Below are 17,730 nucleotides of genomic sequence, written 5' to 3' on the forward strand. Positions count from 1 at the left end.
TCTGCAAATTCAGTAATGAGAGGACGTGTAAACGCAATAAGGACGTTCAAGGGCTTAGTTGCGGATTTGAGGATTATGACCCTGCCCAATCCGAGCGGAAGCGGTATGCTGAACCAGAATTCGGGAGAGATAGACAATGCAGGCGTCGAAGCACAGGTCGCTTACCGTTTCAATAAGAGTTGGTCGGTGGATGCCAATTACAGCTACCTGCACATGGAGAATCCCGTGATTGCCGCTCCCGAACATAAGCTCTATGCCGGAGCAAACTTCACGCAAGGACGCTGGTCGGTATCGACGGGCATACAGTACATCGCCGGACTTTACACCTCGACAGATCCGGCTACAACCGAGGATTTTGTCTTATGGAATCTGCGCGGACAATTCCGTGCCACCCCATGGCTCGACATCTGGGCACGCGGAGAAAACCTGCTGGCACAGCGTTACGAAATCAATGCCGGATACCCGATGCCGAGAGCTACGGTGATGGCAGGTATAAATCTGAACTTTTAATTGATAAATTACAGTATATATGAAAAAGATAATGAGCATGATAATGGCTGCAATGGTATTTTTGACCATAGGAACAGGATATGTACAGGCACAGGACAAGACATCGGATAGCGCATCTGAACTCCCAAAGGTCTATCTTATCAAGGAAATTACCCCGGAAAATCTCGTGAAGATCTACGAGGCTCTCGGTCGTAAAGCCGAAGGAAAGGTTGCGGTAAAACTCTCCACCGGCGAACCGGGCGGACATAATTTTCTCCAGCCGACACTCATTGCACCACTTGTACGGAAAATGAACGGCACAATCGTGGAGTGCAATACGGCCTATGGTGGCGGACGTGCCAATACGGAGGCACACCTCAAGGCTGCTGCCGACCACGGTTTTACGGCGATTGCGAAAGTGGACATCATGGATGCCGACGGCGAAGTGTCCCTGCCGGTAAAAGGCGGCAAGCACCTGAAAGAGGATTTCGTGGGCAAGAACTACTTGAATTACGATTTTACGGTTGTGCTGTCGCATTTCAAAGGTCATGCGATGGGTGGTTTCGGCGGCGCAATCAAGAATATCTCCATCGGCATCGCCTCGTCGGGCGGCAAGGCGTGGATTCATTCGGCAGGCACGACCAAGGACGTAAGCAAAGTCTGGGGTAACCTTCCCGAACAGGATAACTTTTTGGAGTCGATGGCCGAGGCCGCCAAAGCCGTCACGGACCATTGCGGCGATAAGATTCTCTACATCAGTGTGGCCAACAATCTTTCGGTGGACTGCGACTGTGACTCCTCGCCTGAAGATCCGCGGATGGGCGACATCGGTATCCTTGCCTCGCTTGACCCGGTAGCGCTTGACCGGGCCTGCACCGATCTGGTACGCTCCTCCGAAGACCACGGTAAAATTCACCTGATCGAACGTATCGACTCGCGCCACGGGATGCATACACTCGACTATGCCGAACAGCTCGGTATGGGAAGTCAGAAGTACGAACTTGTCGAACTGAAATAGACTGTTCGGGATGCTTGCTATGGCTGTACTGCCCCGCCATCTTTCTCAAATCCGTTCTGTTGGCTGTGGTTGCCGGGTATGCGGCTTCGCATTTCAGGAAAGCTTCGCCCGGACTGCTCCTTGGGGTCGTCTTGGCCTATCAGCTTGTCGGGACGCTGGGAGAATGGGCGACGAAAGGAGATTCCTGGCTTGCCGCACAGGATTTCCGGATTGGTATTCCGGGCATGCTGCTTCAGATATTCGGGAGCTGGCTATTCATTAACCGCATCATTCGTAAGTAATACCATTCCTATTGATTTTTGAATGAAAATAATAAACAAGGAGAGGAAAAGGTCTTTTCCCGTTCCTTTGCAACCTCAAATCGGCAATGGATAAGTAGCCATTATTCTCTTAACTCCTGCTGAACAGGTCAAAACCCCTCAATGGATGAATATAGAGTAAACCTGCATATCTCCCTTTATTTCCAACAGTTTGCATTATTCCTGCGAAATCCATCCGTATGTGAGCGAGTTTTGTTATATTTGTCCGATAAATAAAAAAACAGCTCATGATTTCAAACAAAATTTTACTAATATGCCTGGCCTTCATCGCATTGACTGCATGCAGCGCCGGCTCGAAAAAACAAACGAATCATCATATGGAAAATGAAAAGCGTACCCTAGTGAAACTGGAAACCACCATGGGGAATATCACAGTGGCCCTGTATAATGAAACACCGAAACATCGTGATAACTTTATCAAACTGGTAAAAGAGGGAGTATATGACAGTACGTTGTTCCACCGGGTTATCAAACAATTCATGATCCAGGCCGGCGATCCGGACAGCAAAAACGCATCGGATACCGCCATGCTGGGCAGCGGTGATGTGGGTTACACCATTCCCGCCGAATTCAATCCGAAATTCTTCCACAAGAAAGGAGTATTGGCGGCAGCACGCCAGGGTGATGATGTGAACCCCGAAAAGGCTTCATCGGGTTGCCAGTTCTATATTGTTACCGGACGCAAGTTCACCGAACCGCAACTGCTGGGCATGGAGAACAAAATAAACGAACAGCGCGAAGAGGCCCTGTTCGACAGTCTAGCACGCCAGCACATGAAGGAAATATACAAGATGCGCAAGGCGGGCGACAATGCCGGATTACTGGAATTGCAGGACACACTGGAAGCCCAAGCCCGTGAACTGGCGGACAAAGAAGAGAAATTCCGCTTCACCCCCGAACAGATCAAAGCATACAGCACCGTAGGCGGCGCTCCCCACCTGGACGGTTCTTATACCGTATTCGGTGAAGTAACCGAAGGCATGGAAGTAGTGGAGAATATTGAAATAGCAAAAACGAACCGCGCAGACCGCCCTGTAGAGAATATCCGGATTCTCAAGGCCAGTATTCAGTAATTTGCGACTCAGATGATTAACATTAACCGATACACCTTGTCTAACGGGCTGCGTGTGATACACAATGAGGACAATACAACCCAGATGGTGGCACTGAACCTGCTGTACGATGTGGGCGCACGCGATGAAGATCCTGATCATACCGGATTCGCCCATCTGTTTGAGCACCTGATGTTCGGAGGCTCTGTCCATGTGCCCGATTATGATACTCCGGTACAAAATGCCGGAGGCGAGAATAACGCATGGACAAATAATGACATAACCAATTATTACATCACCCTCCCCCGTCAGAATGTGGAAACCGGATTCTGGCTGGAGAGTGACCGTATGTTGTCTCTCGACTTTAACCCGCGCAGTCTGGAAGTGCAACGGCAAGTAGTAATCGAAGAGTTCAAACAGCGAAACCTGAACCAGCCATACGGAGACGCCTCGCATCTGCTACGTGCCCTGGCTTATAAGGTGCATCCGTACCAGTGGCCTACCATCGGCAAAGAAATCAGCCACATAGCCAATGCCACCCTTGAAGAGGTAAAAGCTTTTTTCTTTAAATATTATGCACCGGACAATGCCATTCTGGCTGTAACGGGACATATTACTTTTGAAGAGACAGTGGCACTGGCCGAAAAGTGGTTCGGCCCTATCCCGCGCCGCAACGTACCCCCCCGCTCACTGCCGGCAGAACCCCGGCAAACGGAGGAACGCCGGCTGACAGTGGAGCGGAACGTGCCTGTAGACGCGCTCTTTATGGCATTCCATATCTGTGAACGACGCCATCCCGACTATTATGCTTTTGATATGCTGAGCGACTTGCTAAGTAGCGGACGTTCCTGCCGCCTGGTGCAGCATCTGGTGCAAAAGAAACAGGTATTCAACAGCATCGACGCCTATATCTCGGGCAGCATTGACGAGGGATTGTTCCATATTACCGGCAAACCCGCCCCAGGCGTCACGCTGGAAGCTGCCGAAACAGCCGTATGGCAGGAACTGAAGGCATTGACGGAAGAAAGTGTGGACGAGGACGAGCTGGAAAAAGTAAAGAACCGCTATGAAAGCGAACAGATATTCAATAACCTGAATTACCTGAATGTGGCTACCAATCTGGCTTATTTTGAACTGACCGGCAAAGCGGAGGATATTAACAATGAAGTAAACAAGTATCGCTCGGTCACTGCCGGACAGATAAAAGAAGCGGCACAAAAAACATTTGTGCGGGAAAATTGTTCCACACTCTACTATAAAAGTAATTTGCCGACCTGATAATATGCTAATTTGCCAATGCGCCATGCGGAACACAGCGCAGCTAGTTGGCAAATTAGCATATTGGCATATTGGCACATTAGCAATTTATTAACCATGCAACATTACAAAGCACTTTTCACTTTAGGTATCCCTATCGTTATCGGCCAGATAGGTGTCATCATTCTGGGTTTTGCCGATACATTAATGATAGGCCATCACAGCACGAATGAATTAGCCGCCGCCAGTTTTGTCAACAATATGTTTACTTTGGCCATTATTTTCGCTACCGGATTCTCATACGGGCTGACCCCTATCGTGGGGAGCCTGTTCGGACGGGGAGAAACCCATGTAGTGGGACGGATGCTGAAGAACAGCCTGTTTGCCAATACACTGCTGGCAGTATTGCTCACACTCATCATGTGGATACTCTATCTGAATATCCACCGGCTGGGGCAACCCGAAGAACTGCTGCCTTTAATGCGTCCCTACTTCATCGTTTTACTGATATCCTTGTTGTTTGTACTGCTTTTCAACGGTTTCAAGCAATTTGCCGATGGCATAACCGACACCCGCGTTTCCATGTGGATCTTATTGGCAGGAAATGTGATGAATATCATCGGCAACTACATCCTGATTTACGGTAAACTGGGAATGCCCGAAATGGGATTGCTGGGAGCGGGAATTTCCACATTGGCCTCCCGTATCATGATGGTGGTCGTGTTCGCCGTCATTTTTTTCTGTACCCGGCGTTATCATATTTATAAAGAAGGATTTCTACACAATGCGCTCAACCGGGCAGACTTCCTGCACCTGAACAAACTGGGATGGCCCATTGCCATGCAGATGGGGATGGAAACCGCTTCGTTCAGCCTCAGCGCCATTATGGTGGGATGGATCGGGACTACCGCTCTGGCAGCCCACCAAGTGATGCTCGCCATTTCCCAAATCTGCTTTATGATGTATTATGGCATGGGAGCAGCCGTTGCTGTGCGGGTTAGCAACTTCCGCGGACAGAATGACCGGATAAACGTCCGGCGCTCGGCATACGCCGGATTCCATATCATGCTGTTCATCGCACTAATAGGAGCCCTGCCCATCTTCCTGCTGCGTAACGAACTGGGAGGATGGTTCAGTGACAGTCCGGCGGTCAGCGTGATGGTAGCACAACTTATCATTCCGTTCATCATCTACCAGTTTGGTGACGGATTACAGATAAATTTCGCCAATGCCCTTCGTGGAATCGCAGATGTGAAACCCATGATGTATATCGCATTCATCGCTTATTTCCTTATCTCCCTGCCGGCCGGCTATTTCTTCGGTTTCATCATGGACTGGGGAATTATAGGAATATGGATGGCATTTCCTTTCGGACTGACTACAGCCGGAATACTCTATTACCTACGCTTTAACCGTGATACGAAATTAAAATAAAACCACCATGAGCCTGCCCAACCGTTCCACCAAGCTGAAAGTTGCATTCGGCTATATCCTGCTGACTGCACTGCTCTTTATATCCATCGGATATATTTATCAGGAGATGAAGTCACTGACCGGAACCAGCGATGATGAAGCCATCCTGAGCCAACGGCGCCATGTCACCAATCAGATTATCGGCCAGCTTTATCAGGCGGAAGTTATCGGACAATCACTCAGTACAGGACAACTAGGACAGTACTACCGATACAAACGTGCCATGAAACAGGCCAACACAGCGCTGGACTCCCTGCGCACACTGCTGACCGACAGCATACAACTGGCACGGCTGGATACGGTGGGAATGCTTTTCATGGATAAAGAACGGAATATGCGCAACCTGCTAAAAGCAATTCAGGACGGCGGAACAGATAAAATTTACAAACAGCATATCGACGAACTGATTGCCGAGCAAGACTCTTTACTCAGCCTTCCCCACGTGCGCAAAAAAGTAATCACACACACCAATTCATACGTTATCCGCAAAAAGCCCAAAAGCTTCTTCAAACGACTGGGAGAAGTGTTCGCACCCGGGAAAGCGGATTCCACACAAGTCAGCAATGTGATTCAGGAAGAATATACCGATACGCTGACCGAAGCATACAGCCCGGCAGACACGGTGGTCACCATGCTGAAAGACATACAGAGCCGGGTGACCGACACCCATCAGGAACGGATGGAAATGGTGAATCGCCGCACCCAGTCCCTGCGCCTCAGTGGCTTGAAACTGAGTCAGAAAGTCAATCAGCTATTAAGTACCATAGAGGAAGAAGAGCAGGCTCTGGCACAAAACAAACATATACAAGAGGAATACATCCGCCAAAGCTCTATCCGCACAGTGGCAGGAATCGCCATTGTCGCCGTGGTTCTGGCTATTTTCTTCCTGGTCCTGATATGGAGGGACATCACTCGCAGCAACCACTACCGCCGAGAACTGGAAAAAGCCAAACGCCGTGCCGAAGACTTGCTGGTGGCGCGTGAAAAACTGATGCTGACTATCACACACGATATCAAGGCCCCCGTGGGTTCCATCTTGGGCTATACCGACCTGCTGGAACGGATCACTACCGAAGAACGCCAGCGTTTCTATCTGAACAATATGCAAAGTTCAGCCAATCACCTGCTCAGCCTAGTCAAATCCCTGCTGGATTACCACCGGCTGGACGCACATAAAATGGACATCAACCGGGTATCATTCAACCCCCACCAACTGTTCGACACCATTTATATCAGCTTCAAACCGATGGCGGACTCCAAACAGCTGGAACTGAACTATCATTGCAACGAATCATTAAACCGCGTATACATAGGAGACCCGTTCCGTATCCGCCAGATAGCAGAGAATCTGCTATCCAATGCACTGAAATTCACCAAAGAAGGAAGCATCACTCTGCAAGCAGCGTTGGAAAACGGCCAACTGCATTTCAGTATCAGTGACACAGGATGTGGTATCAGCCAAGAAGAGCAACAACGTATCTTTCAGGAATTCACCCGGCTCCACAACGCACAAGGACAAGAAGGATTCGGCTTGGGACTGGCCATCACCCGTAAACTGGTGCTTCTGCTCGAAGGAGATATCAAGATAGAAAGCGAACAAGGGAAAGGCAGCCGATTCCATGTATATCTGCCTTTGCCTGAGGGGCCTTCCCATCCGGATAAAAACCCCTCCGGACCGGAAGCGGAACATACTCCTGCTTCCCCTGACGCAACCGGAATCCGGCAAATAGACACTCCCCGCAAAGACAGTGAGCCGATCCACCTGATTTTAATTGACGATGACCGCATACAGTTACAGCTTACCACCGCCATGCTGGAACGCCCCGGAGTGACTGTGACCTGCTGCCATCATCCCGAAGAGCTTCTCAACAAATTGAAAGACAAGCGCTTCGACGCCCTGCTCACCGACATACAGATGCCTGCCATGAACGGATTCGATTTATTGAAAGCCATCCGCACGCTGGACACATCATGGGTGCAAACCCTGCCGGTGATCGCGCTGACCGCCCGTAGCGATATGGACGAAAATTATTTCCGTTCACATGGCTTTGCCGGTTGCCTGCACAAACCTTTCACCATAAACGAATTGTTTACAGCCATCTTCCAGGCCACAGGAAAGGACGTATCCGCCGCAGGAAATCCGGCTCCTCACACAGCACCGGCCAAAGAAAACCATCCCCAACAAGAAACGTTGGATTTCTCTGCCCTGACCGCCTTCTCGGAAGATGATCCGGAAGCAGCCGCAGAAATACTCCGCACCTTCATCAGCGAAACAAAAAAGAACCGAGAGTATATGGAAGAAGCGTTGGCGAAAAGGAATATGGAAGGCATCACGGCAATAGCTCATAAACTGTTGCCGCTGTTCACCATGCTGGGAGCCACCCGTTGCATTCCTGCACTGACATGGATGGAACAAAGACGAGGGACGGCTGAAATCAGTGAAGAAGCGGTAGAGAAAACAAACTTTATAGTAAAAGAAATAGAAAAAGTAATTGACGAAGCACAAAAACAGATTGAAATTCCGGATGAAGAATGAAGAATTAAACCCTGTTAAGTTAAAAGGTATTAGAAATAGAGTCCGTGTTTCGGCACACCGTGAAAAAAGTTTATTTTTGTACGAATAAAAAACACATAAAGATGCCACATTCCATTCTGATAGTAGAAGATGACTTGACTTTTGCCACCATGTTGAAAACCTGGCTGGGTAAAAAAGGATTTTCGGTTGATACAGCAAGCAGTAATGCGCGCGCACGCAAACAACTGGACGCACAACCATACGATCTTGTCTTGTCTGATCTGCGCCTGCCCGATCAAGATGGTATCTTCTTGCTTTCATGGATGAAAGAACAGAAATACAACATCCCACTCATCATCATGACAGGCTATGCTGACATCCAAAGCGCTGTACAGGCCATAAAACATGGAGCCAGTGATTACATTTCAAAACCGGTACAACCGGATGAGTTGCTGAAGAAAATTAATGAGGCATTGCAAAACAAAGCTTTACCTACACCGGCAGGAATAGAAAAGAACACAGTCACGCCCAAAGCATCCAAGAGCAAAGCCGTTCCCCATAGTGCAACCGTTCCTCCCTCTAATTTCCTGGAGGGGGAAAGCGAGGCGGCGCGCCAACTCTACAATTATGTAGGTCTGGTAGCTCCCACCCCCATGTCCGTACTGATAAACGGTGCCAGCGGAACAGGTAAAGAGTATGTGGCGCACCGTATTCATCAGCTAAGCAAACGGGCCGACAAACCGTTCATTGCCATAGACTGCGGTTCTATCCCCAAAGAACTGGCGGCTTCCGAATTCTTCGGTCATGTAAAAGGCTCCTTCACAGGGGCGTTAAACGACAAAACAGGAGCATTCGTAGAAGCCAACGGAGGTACTTTGTTTCTGGATGAAATAGGCAACTTAAGTTATGAAGTACAAATACAGTTGCTCCGTGCTTTGCAGGAAAGACGCATCCGTCCGGTCGGCTCCAATAAAGAAATAGAGGTAGATGTGCGGCTGGTCAGCGCTACCAACGAGAACCTGCAACAAGCCATTGAAAAAGGAAACTTCCGCGAAGATCTTTACCACCGTATCAATGAATTTACCCTTCGTATGCCGGCATTAAAAGAACGGCAAGAAGATATCCTGCTATTCGCCAATTTCTTTTTGGACCAGGCAAACAGGGAACTGGACCGCCAGCTGATAGGGTTTGACGCCGCTGCCAGCCAAGCTTTACAAACGTATTCATGGCCCGGAAATCTCCGGCAACTGAAGAATATAGTAAAACGTGCCACCCTGTTGGCACAGAGCAACTTTATCACCCTTGCCGAATTAGGTTATGAGTTGCAGGAACCTGTAATGTCCGCCAGTCCGCAGACGTTCAGCCTGCACGATGAAGCGGCGGAAAAGAAACGTATCCTTGAGGCATTGAAGCAGACAGGAAACAATAAAAGTAAAGCCGCCATCTTATTAGGCATAGACCGGAAGACTTTATATAACAAATTGAAACTGTACGATATTCAATAACTTTACCAACAAGAAGCTACTGTACCGTAAGGCTGTTGCCCCTACTGTTCCTATCGGGCACAGCCTTACAGCATATAAACTCATCTTCCCGCCGGATATGTGGAATAATTCCACAAAGCATTCCCCATGTTCCACACTTATCCCCATGTTCCTTTCATCCTCCACTAAGAGTAATCCATTAATTATCAATATTTTAAAGATTCAATCTATTTTCTGGCACAGATATTGTCATTCTGTTATCAGAGAAAACAAAACAACATAGTATTAACAGTAAAAACCTACAATTATGAAAAAGTTATTTGTTGCAGTAGCATTGGTAATGGGATTAGGAACATCAGTAGCATTCGCCGACAACTTTATGGTGGACTCTGTGACCATAACTATGATAAATGATTTTACCCCTATTGAAGTGAAAGACCTTCCGGCTGCCGTGCAGGAAGCTATCACAAAGAACTATGCAGAATCTACTATCAAAGAAGCTGCCGTAGAAGCAAACGAAGATGGAACTAAAACTTACAAGGTTGTTTTAACTGATAAAGAGGGAACTGAAAGCACTGTACTTTTCAGCGAAAGCGGAGAAGTTTTGAAGTAAATGAAAGATGCCTAAAAGTAAGAAAAGGGAATGCTGTGAAGCATTCCCTTTTTGTTTTCTATCTTTAGTCTATCTCAAAACCGTTCCACAAGTTACCTTCGGGTACCGGCGCAGTCAACCGGATCATTTCCTTCGACACAGGGTGAACGAATTGTACCGTCCGGGCATGCAGACAGATACTGCCATCCGGGTTGGAACGTGGAGAGCCATATTTCAAATCACCTTTAATGGGACATCCCATCTTGGCCAACTGGCAACGAATCTGATGATGCCTTCCGGTTTTCAGATCCACCTCCAATAAATAGTAATTCTGAGAATGGCCGATAAGTTTATAATGAAGTACAGCTTTCTTGGAATTCTTTACTTCCTTATCGTATGCATAAGACTTATTCTGTTTCTCGTTACGCACCAAATAGTGAACCAGCTCGCCCTCCGTTTCCTTGGGGCATTCTTTCACTATGGCCCAATAGGTCTTTTTCACCTCACCATTACGGAACATCTCATTCAGTCTGGGCAATGCCTTGCTCGTTTTGGCGAACACCACCAACCCGCTGACGGGACGGTCCAAGCGGTGGGTCACTCCAATGAAAACATTTCCCGGCTTATTATATTTCTCTTTCAGGTATTGTTTCACCATCTCCGACAAGGGAGTATCACCGGTCTTGTCTCCCTGAACGATCTCGGAAGAAGTCTTATTGACTACAACAATATGATTATCCTCGTAAACAACTGTCATATTACATGTTCATACCGCCGTCAACCTGGATAACCTGTCCTGATACATACGAAGACATATCAGAAGCCAGGAAAGTAGCTACATCCGCCACATCTTCAGGAGTACCTCCACGACGCAAAGGAATCTTCTTGGCCCACTCAGCTTTTACTTCGTCAGACAATTTGGCTGTCATATCCGTGATGATGAATCCCGGAGCGATGGCATTGGCACGGATACCGCGAGAGCCCAATTCCTGAGCGATGGATTTAGCCAAACCGATCATACCGGCTTTTGAAGCAGAATAGTTACATTGACCGGCATTTCCGTGAACACCCACTACGGAAGCCATGTTGATAATGCTTCCACTCTTCTGACGCATCATGATCGGAGTACATGCGTGGATAAAGTTAAAGGCAGACTTCAAGTTCACAGCGATTACCGCATCCCACTGCGCCTCACTCATACGCATCATCAATCCATCTTTCGTGATACCTGCATTGTTCACCAAAATATCAACAGAACCGAAATCATCCTTAATCTGATTAACCACTTTCTCTGTATCCTCAAAATTCGCAGCATTAGAAGCATAACCTTTCACCTTTACACCCAACGCAGCAATTTCTTTTTCTGTATTCTGACCGTTTTCATCAATTACCAAGTCTGTAAAAGCAATATTTGCTCCTTCGGCAGCAAACTTCAATGCAATCGCTTTACCAATACCACGAGCGGCACCTGTCACAATCGCAGTCTTTCCTGTTAATAATCCCATAATTTTTGATTTTATAATTATAAAGTTAATTTTATTCCTTATTCTGTTCTTTACGCCCCAATGCGCCATACACAATTTTTGCCACGTATGCCCATCCTGTCTCATCGTCCAGTTCCTCACCTATCTGGCCACGTATATAAGGCGCTTCAATGCCCTTCACGCAATAGTGCACAATATCCGCCACGATATTCACATTGTCTATATCAAAGATTCCCTTTTCCTTTCCTTCCGTCAACACCTGCCTGAACAGCTTTGTTTCCGTCCGGTCAAAATTCTTCCGCACCGCCTCCACTCTCCATATATCACGGAAAAAGCCGGCACGCAAAGTCCCGTTCCTGAACACCACCATCTTGATAGAGTCCAGATGTGTTTCTATCAGCCGCAGTATTTTCGTATCAGGAGCGATATCCTGTTCAGCCACTTTCTCCATAGCCCCCGACAGCATCTCTAACTCCGACTCCACCACTGCCATATAAATGTCTTCTTTGCTCTTGAAATACGTATAGAGCGTGCGTCTTCCCTTCTTGGAAGCCACCGCTATATCATTCATTGTCGTATCATCCACCCCATTCTTCGCAAAAAGCTGACGGGCGACGTCTACCAATTTAGCCCTAGTCTTTGATACTGCCATATAAGTTCAATTGCACATTACATATATATGTGAGCAAAATTACATTTTTTCTTTGTACCACACAAACAAATAAAGTATAATCTTGAAGCAAACGTTAATTAACATATCGTATACGCTCTATATATCAACACATTAGCTAAAAAGATTATTTTATTTGAGAAAAAGATACAGAAATAGTTTGGAGATTAGAAAAAAAGCCGTACCTTTGCACCCGTAATCAAAACACAACATCGCGGAGTGGAGCAGTTGGTAGCTCGTTGGGCTCATAACCCAAAGGTCGTCTGTTCGAGTCAGGCCTCCGCAACTTCAATCAAAGAGAAGCAGAATTGCTTCTCTTTTTTATTTCCCCAGTATTTTTTTATTTCTTATCTTTGACCTTCATTAAATTATCAAGATACATAGAACCATGAAACAAAACATCTTATTTTATCTCATCGCTTTACTATTTTTCCCTCTCTATGAGATGCAGGCAGCCCACCAACCTGAATTCTCTACTGCCGGTTTCTATGAACTGGCAAACTCCGGACGTGAAGTATATTCCATGAATCCGGCATGGCGATTCCACAAAGGAGCCGTTACAGGTGCAGAAGCGACCGACTTTAATGACCGGAACTGGAAAATGGTTTCCCTGCCCGACGGCATTGAATATGTACCGACTGAGGCCAGTGGATGTATCAACTATCAAGGCGAGGTATGGTACCGCAAACATTTCACTCCGGCAGATGAATTGAAAGGCAAAAAACTTTTCCTGCATTTCGAAGCTATCATGGGGAAAAGCAAAGTTTTCGTAAACGGCAATTTATTGACCGAACACTTTGGCGGATACCTGCCTGTAGTCGTTGATGTCACCGACGCACTGAATTGGGAAACAGACAATGTGATAGCCGTATGGGCAGACAACAGCAATGACCCCAGCTATCCTCCCGGCAAAGCACAGGATGTACTGGATTATACTTATTTTGGCGGCATCTATCGTGACTGCTGGCTAATAGCCCATCGTCCGGTTTTCATCACCGATCCCAATTTCGAAAACGAAATGGCAGGCGGCGGGCTTTTCGTGTCATACGACAAAGTTTCCGACACTTCCGCAGAAATAATCCTGAAAGCCCATATACGTAATGACAGTAAAAAGAACTTCAAAGGAGTAGTAGAATATGAACTTCAGCAACCCGACGGCACACAAGCCGCATTTCTGAACGATGTCATTCAAGTACGTCCGGGCAAGGCAGTCACTTCAAAAGATAAAATAATGTTGAAGTCTCCCCTGCTTTGGAGCCCTGAAACGCCTACGTTATATAACCTGATTGTCCGTATCCGCGACAATGAAGGAAATGTAGTGGACGGCTACCGCCGCCGCATCGGTATCCGCAGCGTAGAATTCAAGGGCAAGGACGGATTCTGGCTGAACGGCAAACCTTATCCAAGCCCACTGATTGGCGCCAACCGCCATCAGGATTTTGCCGTAGTAGGCAATGCCGTTGCCAACAGCATTCATTGGCGCGACGCTAAAAAGCTACGCGACGCAGGTATGAAAGTCATCCGGAATGCTCACTGCCCTCAAGACCCCGCCTTTATGGACGCCTGCGACGAACTGGGCTTGTTCGTCATCGTCAACACTCCGGGATGGCAATTCTGGAATGACGCCCCCGAATTTGCACAACGTGTCTATAGCGATATCCGCAACCTGGTACGGCGTGATCGCAATCACCCTTGTGTATGGTTATGGGAACCTATTCTGAATGAAACCTGGTATCCGGCAGACTTCGCCCAAAATACCCTCGATATTGTCAATCAAGAATACCCTTATCCGTATTGCTACTCCGGTTGCGACAGCGAAGCACGGGGACATGAGGTATATCCGGTACTCTTCACTCATCCGGCCAACGCGGACAAGGACTGGGCCATCAAAAGCCTCGACCCTAAAATAACCTATTTCACCCGCGAGTGGGGAGATAATGTAGACGACTGGAATTCGCACAACTCCCCCAGCCGTGTGGCACGCAACTGGGGGGAACAGGCTATGCTCATCCAGGCACAGCACTATGCCGCTCCCCGTTATCCTTTCACCTGTTACGATGTACTCTGCCGTACTCCGCGCCAACACGTCGGCGGCTGTTTGTGGCACTCGTTCGACCACCAACGCGGCTATCATCCCGATCCCTTCTATGGTGGTGTGATGGACGTATTCCGTCAACCCAAATATGCTTATTATATGTTCAAAGCCCAGCGCTCGCCCGAAAAGCAAGACCGTCTTTTCGAAACAGGACCGATGGTGCACATCGCCCATGAAATGACTCCCTTCTCACCCAAAGACGTTACTGTATACTCCAATTGTGACGAGGTGCGGCTTACTTATAATAAAGGTGGCAAGACATGGACTTACACCAAGCCGGCAACGAAAGAAGGAATGCCCTCACCCGTTATAACATTCAAAGATATATACGACTTCATGATAGACAAGAACATGTCTATGAGAAAGAAGAAACAGGACGAGGTGTTCCTACTGGCCGAAGGCATCATAGACGGAAAAGTAGTTGCCACGCACGAAGTACGACCGGCCCGGCGTCCCGAGAAACTGCTGCTTTGGGTTGACAATGAAAACACCGACTTAAAAGCTGATGGCTCCGACTTTGTAACCGTAGTAGCCGCCATAGCCGATAAAAACGGGAATATCAAACGTCTGAACAACTATTATGTGAAATTCCATGTAGAAGGAGAAGGACGTATTTTAGGCGGAGCGAATATACTGGCCAATCCGGCTCCGGTAAAATGGGGGACAGCCCCCGTGCTGATACAATCCACCTTAAAGCCGGGTAAAATCAAAATCACTGCCAGCGTATTGTTCGAAGGCTCGCAAATGCCTGCCAGCGCAGTGTTGGAATTAGAAAGCAAGCCGGCAGCTCATCCTTTCATCTATACCGAAAGTGAAGCTGCGCTGATTCCCATGAGCAGCGACTCACCTTTTGGACAATCAGCCGCCAAATCGGCTTCCGAACTGGAACAAGAACGTCTGCTGAAAGAACGGAATGCACAAAGGCTGAAAGAGGTGGAAAAACAACAAGCCGACTTCGGTGAAAAGAAATAATCATCGCCATCCTGACAGGATGGACGGAAAGTGTTCGCTTCCCGTCCATCCACTTCTTTACATTTCACCTCAAATTTCCCCTTATTCCCCTAATTTATCGAAAAAAAAACAGCTTTCGCCGAATAGATTAGAAAAATCGACCGAGAACATTTACCTTTGCTATCTAAAATTAAATAATAAATACCATTCAAGTTTTAATCATAAAACAGCAAAACGAAAACGATGATGAAAAAGACAACAACTATTCTCTGTTTGGGCATCGCTCTATGCATGTTGGGGTGTAGCGATGACGATGATCAAGTTACGACAACCTCCACCGTTCCTTTTTCTCTCACAGCATCACTGTCCCCCCGTTCTTCAGATGCAGAGGATACAGGCATCCTGCAAGGCAACTGGAACGCCAACAGCCAACTGGCCGTAATGAAAACCGGTTCCAGCGGTGTTCCCAAAACGATTCTCACAAGAGAAACTGACTCTTCTGATACCTTTACGGGCGATCTTTCGACACTAGTAAAGAATGAGAATGAAATTGCCGTATTCTACCCGGCGGCAGCCATCACCGCGACCAGCAGCGACACTCTGACTCAAACCCTCAACCTGAGCGGACAAGACGGAACACTGGCAGGTATAACAAATTATGATTACTCGTGGGCACTGTGTAAAGCCAGCATGAACGAAACTACAGGCTCTTCCGCCTGCGAAATGACTAGCTTGGTCACCATCGGTAAATTCCAGTTCACCGCCAACGGTGACAGTCCTTTGAACAACATCACAAGAATTACCGTAACCGCCACTGCCGGAAACCTCTACTCGAGTGCCGTTATGAAACTAAAAGACGGAGAGTTTAGCAGTACCCAAACAGGAAATATCACTATTAAAAACAAAACCGGTATTTCCGGAACCACTTACATCTCCTTCTTCCCTTCCGAAGCACAATTGCATTTCACCCTTGTTACCACCACCGGTGAAGTGTATGAGACAGCTACTTCGACAACCATCAAATTGGAGAAAGGCAAAGTATACGAAGCGCCGACACTCACTTGCACTCTTTTACCTTCTGCCAAGGTAGGCGATTATTACTATAGCGACGCTACCTTCTCCAGCGAGAGGAATGAGAATAAAACCTGCATCGGTATTGTCTATGCCCTGGATGATGCGGACGGCAATCTCTCGCCCACCCTGTCCACTTCTCCATTCGGACGTATCGTGGCATTAAGCGACAACCAGTCCAGTACCAAATGGATCAGCAAAGCAGAAGATATAGAAGGCATCGAAAACTATACCACCGCTGACGGTACATTGACAAGCGGTGTTCTCCCTTATTATGACGGAACCGCCGATTCTTTCTTCTCCGATAAGGACGAGGAACGCATCAAGGGAGCAACCATCCATGTTGAAACCGGACAACCTGCCACCTGGGTGTCAGAAGGAGCCATCAGCGACTTCAATGGAAAGGCTCACACCGCCTATCTTGGTAAAAGTTCTTCCAGTTACCCGGCAGGAGGTTACTGCTACCAATACAGTACCAGCGGCAAATCGGCAGGTGAATGGTATTTACCGTCGGCAGGCGAGTTGACTTTGTTGTGGGAACTTCAAAAAACCGGAGTCATTTGCAAAGACAAACAAGATTGTTTCAATGATTTCACACGCAAGGGGTACTGGTCTTCTTCCGAACACTCGGCAGAATCCGCCTGGTATCTGAATTTCGTTAGTGGTGCGATAGTTGCCAACAGCAAAGCCAGCAATTACGCCACGCGCCCTGTCGCACAGTTCTAAAGTTCCAATGGAGGTAGCAGCCCCATTGGTTATAAACGATTGACAAATTGATTGTAAAGCCCGGTCCGCTTACCACAAAATGGACCGGGCTTCTTTTTTTCATATTTTTCACTCTTTCCTTTATCAACCCGGAGATTTTCCGATCTTTGCAGCACACCAATTCTTACGCCTATGAAAATACGATCCACCCATGAATTGCATCAAATTGGGTAAATTGATGCTGGAAGTTGATATAAAGCATTTCCAAGTCAAGGCATTGGCTGACATCAACGGATTACAAACCCGAAACCTCCATCACTGCCAGGTATTTCAACCAAAAACAGCCCGAAAAATCTAAAGACCATATATGACAAAAGACAGAGAATCCTCACGAACTCCCTGCCCTTTTGCTATGTTAAAAATATTATCCCAAAAAACGAATACTTTTACTTCAGAATATTTATTGACCCAACCTTATGAACCTTAATTCCGCAACACTATTATAAATTAAACTTTTTAAGTACCTGAGCAACAAAAAGTTGCTCAGGATTTTG

The 17,730-nt window shown here is 47.3% G+C and carries 14 protein-coding genes, 1 tRNA gene and 1 pseudogene; 13 read left to right on the top strand and 3 right to left on the bottom strand.

Annotated features, from left to right (window positions below):
- The 9 genes and pseudogenes from AB5935_RS21075 to AB5935_RS21115 all read left to right on the top strand — a co-directional run.
- Window positions 1–510, top strand: a 510-nt coding sequence (locus AB5935_RS21075; RefSeq protein ID WP_368327546.1) for a TonB-dependent receptor domain-containing protein, incomplete at its 5' end; no start/stop codon positions are given.
- A 19-nt stretch (window positions 511–529) separates the two neighbouring features.
- Window positions 530–1,507, top strand: a complete 978-nt coding sequence (locus tag AB5935_RS21080; RefSeq protein ID WP_007830921.1) for a DUF362 domain-containing protein — start codon at window positions 530–532, stop codon at window positions 1,505–1,507.
- A 32-nt stretch (window positions 1,508–1,539) separates the two neighbouring features.
- Window positions 1,540–1,788, top strand: a pseudogene (locus tag AB5935_RS21085) (ECF transporter S component); the annotation flags it as partial.
- Window positions 1,789–2,054: 266 nt separating this feature from the next.
- Complete coding sequence (locus tag AB5935_RS21090; protein WP_007846867.1) at window positions 2,055–2,900, top strand: peptidylprolyl isomerase; 846 nt, start codon at window positions 2,055–2,057, stop codon at window positions 2,898–2,900.
- Window positions 2,901–2,912: 12 nt separating this feature from the next.
- Window positions 2,913–4,157 carry a M16 family metallopeptidase gene (locus AB5935_RS21095; RefSeq protein WP_007830915.1) on the top strand — a complete coding sequence of 415 codons (1,245 nt, stop codon included), beginning with the start codon at window positions 2,913–2,915 and terminating at the stop codon, window positions 4,155–4,157.
- Window positions 4,158–4,253: 96 nt separating this feature from the next.
- On the top strand, window positions 4,254–5,570 hold the full coding sequence (locus AB5935_RS21100; RefSeq protein WP_008655233.1) for an MATE family efflux transporter: 1,317 nt from the start codon (window positions 4,254–4,256) through the stop codon (window positions 5,568–5,570).
- A gap of 7 nt (window positions 5,571–5,577) precedes the next feature.
- Window positions 5,578–8,145, top strand: a complete 2,568-nt coding sequence (locus AB5935_RS21105; RefSeq protein WP_038611550.1) for a hybrid sensor histidine kinase/response regulator — start codon at window positions 5,578–5,580, stop codon at window positions 8,143–8,145.
- Window positions 8,146–8,246: 101 nt separating this feature from the next.
- The gene (locus AB5935_RS21110; RefSeq protein ID WP_007843612.1) at window positions 8,247–9,629 is read left to right on the top strand and encodes a sigma-54-dependent transcriptional regulator; all 1,383 of its coding nucleotides are present in this window, start codon (window positions 8,247–8,249) and stop codon (window positions 9,627–9,629) included.
- A gap of 286 nt (window positions 9,630–9,915) precedes the next feature.
- The gene (locus tag AB5935_RS21115) at window positions 9,916–10,221 is read left to right on the top strand and encodes a hypothetical protein (RefSeq protein ID WP_007830910.1); all 306 of its coding nucleotides are present in this window, start codon (window positions 9,916–9,918) and stop codon (window positions 10,219–10,221) included.
- Window positions 10,222–10,285: 64 nt separating this feature from the next.
- On the opposite strand, the gene AB5935_RS21120 is transcribed toward AB5935_RS21115, so the two are convergent.
- From AB5935_RS21120 to AB5935_RS21130, 3 genes are read right to left on the bottom strand one after another with little or no spacing between them, the layout of a single operon-like run.
- Complete coding sequence (locus AB5935_RS21120) at window positions 10,286–10,957, bottom strand: RluA family pseudouridine synthase (RefSeq protein ID WP_007830909.1); 672 nt, start codon at window positions 10,955–10,957, stop codon at window positions 10,286–10,288.
- 1 nt (window position 10,958) lies between these two features.
- Window positions 10,959–11,705 carry a 3-oxoacyl-[acyl-carrier-protein] reductase gene (fabG, locus tag AB5935_RS21125; protein ID WP_005840106.1) on the bottom strand — a complete coding sequence of 249 codons (747 nt, stop codon included), beginning with the start codon at window positions 11,703–11,705 and terminating at the stop codon, window positions 10,959–10,961.
- Between the two features lie 31 nt (window positions 11,706–11,736).
- Window positions 11,737–12,336, bottom strand: a complete 600-nt coding sequence (locus AB5935_RS21130) for a TetR/AcrR family transcriptional regulator (protein WP_005840108.1) — start codon at window positions 12,334–12,336, stop codon at window positions 11,737–11,739.
- Window positions 12,337–12,567: 231 nt separating this feature from the next.
- Here AB5935_RS21130 and AB5935_RS21135 point away from each other — a divergent pair.
- The 4 genes from AB5935_RS21135 (at window position 12,568) to AB5935_RS21150 (ending at window position 17,534) form a co-directional block, all read left to right on the top strand.
- A tRNA-Met gene (locus AB5935_RS21135) sits at window positions 12,568–12,640 on the top strand.
- A gap of 102 nt (window positions 12,641–12,742) precedes the next feature.
- Window positions 12,743–15,421, top strand: coding sequence for a glycoside hydrolase family 2 protein (locus AB5935_RS21140; protein ID WP_007843615.1), 2,679 nt, complete (start codon window positions 12,743–12,745; stop codon window positions 15,419–15,421).
- 225 nt (window positions 15,422–15,646) lie between these two features.
- Window positions 15,647–17,197 (top strand): DUF1566 domain-containing protein, encoded by a 1,551-nt coding sequence (locus tag AB5935_RS21145; RefSeq protein WP_038612626.1) that lies wholly within the window; start codon window positions 15,647–15,649, stop codon window positions 17,195–17,197.
- A gap of 190 nt (window positions 17,198–17,387) precedes the next feature.
- Window positions 17,388–17,534, top strand: a complete 147-nt coding sequence (locus AB5935_RS21150) for a hypothetical protein (protein WP_165859839.1) — start codon at window positions 17,388–17,390, stop codon at window positions 17,532–17,534.
- Window positions 17,535–17,730 lie beyond the last annotated feature (196 nt).

The organism is Phocaeicola sp. RTP21198st1_B8_RTP21198_201120, assembly GCF_040929485.1.
GTDB classification, from domain to species: Bacteria; Bacteroidota; Bacteroidia; order Bacteroidales; family Bacteroidaceae; genus Phocaeicola; species Phocaeicola dorei.

Bases quoted from the DNA above. Each gene is read 5' to 3' on its own strand.
- AB5935_RS21080 (WP_007830921.1), top strand. From the start codon at position 530: ATGAAAAAGATAATGAGCATGATAATGGCTGCAATGGTATTTTTGACC.
- AB5935_RS21090 (WP_007846867.1), top strand. From the start codon at position 2,055: ATGATTTCAAACAAAATTTTACTAATATGCCTGGCCTTCATCGCATTG.
- AB5935_RS21095 (WP_007830915.1), top strand. From the start codon at position 2,913: ATGATTAACATTAACCGATACACCTTGTCTAACGGGCTGCGTGTGATA.
- AB5935_RS21100 (WP_008655233.1), top strand. From the start codon at position 4,254: ATGCAACATTACAAAGCACTTTTCACTTTAGGTATCCCTATCGTTATC.
- AB5935_RS21105 (WP_038611550.1), top strand. From the start codon at position 5,578: ATGAGCCTGCCCAACCGTTCCACCAAGCTGAAAGTTGCATTCGGCTAT.
- AB5935_RS21110 (WP_007843612.1), top strand. From the start codon at position 8,247: ATGCCACATTCCATTCTGATAGTAGAAGATGACTTGACTTTTGCCACC.
- AB5935_RS21115 (WP_007830910.1), top strand. From the start codon at position 9,916: ATGAAAAAGTTATTTGTTGCAGTAGCATTGGTAATGGGATTAGGAACA.
- AB5935_RS21120 (WP_007830909.1), bottom strand. From the start codon at position 10,957: ATGACAGTTGTTTACGAGGATAATCATATTGTTGTAGTCAATAAGACT.
- fabG (WP_005840106.1), bottom strand. From the start codon at position 11,705: ATGGGATTATTAACAGGAAAGACTGCGATTGTGACAGGTGCCGCTCGT.
- AB5935_RS21130 (WP_005840108.1), bottom strand. From the start codon at position 12,336: ATGGCAGTATCAAAGACTAGGGCTAAATTGGTAGACGTCGCCCGTCAG.
- AB5935_RS21140 (WP_007843615.1), top strand. From the start codon at position 12,743: ATGAAACAAAACATCTTATTTTATCTCATCGCTTTACTATTTTTCCCT.
- AB5935_RS21145 (WP_038612626.1), top strand. From the start codon at position 15,647: ATGAAAAAGACAACAACTATTCTCTGTTTGGGCATCGCTCTATGCATG.
- AB5935_RS21150 (WP_165859839.1), top strand. From the start codon at position 17,388: ATGAATTGCATCAAATTGGGTAAATTGATGCTGGAAGTTGATATAAAG.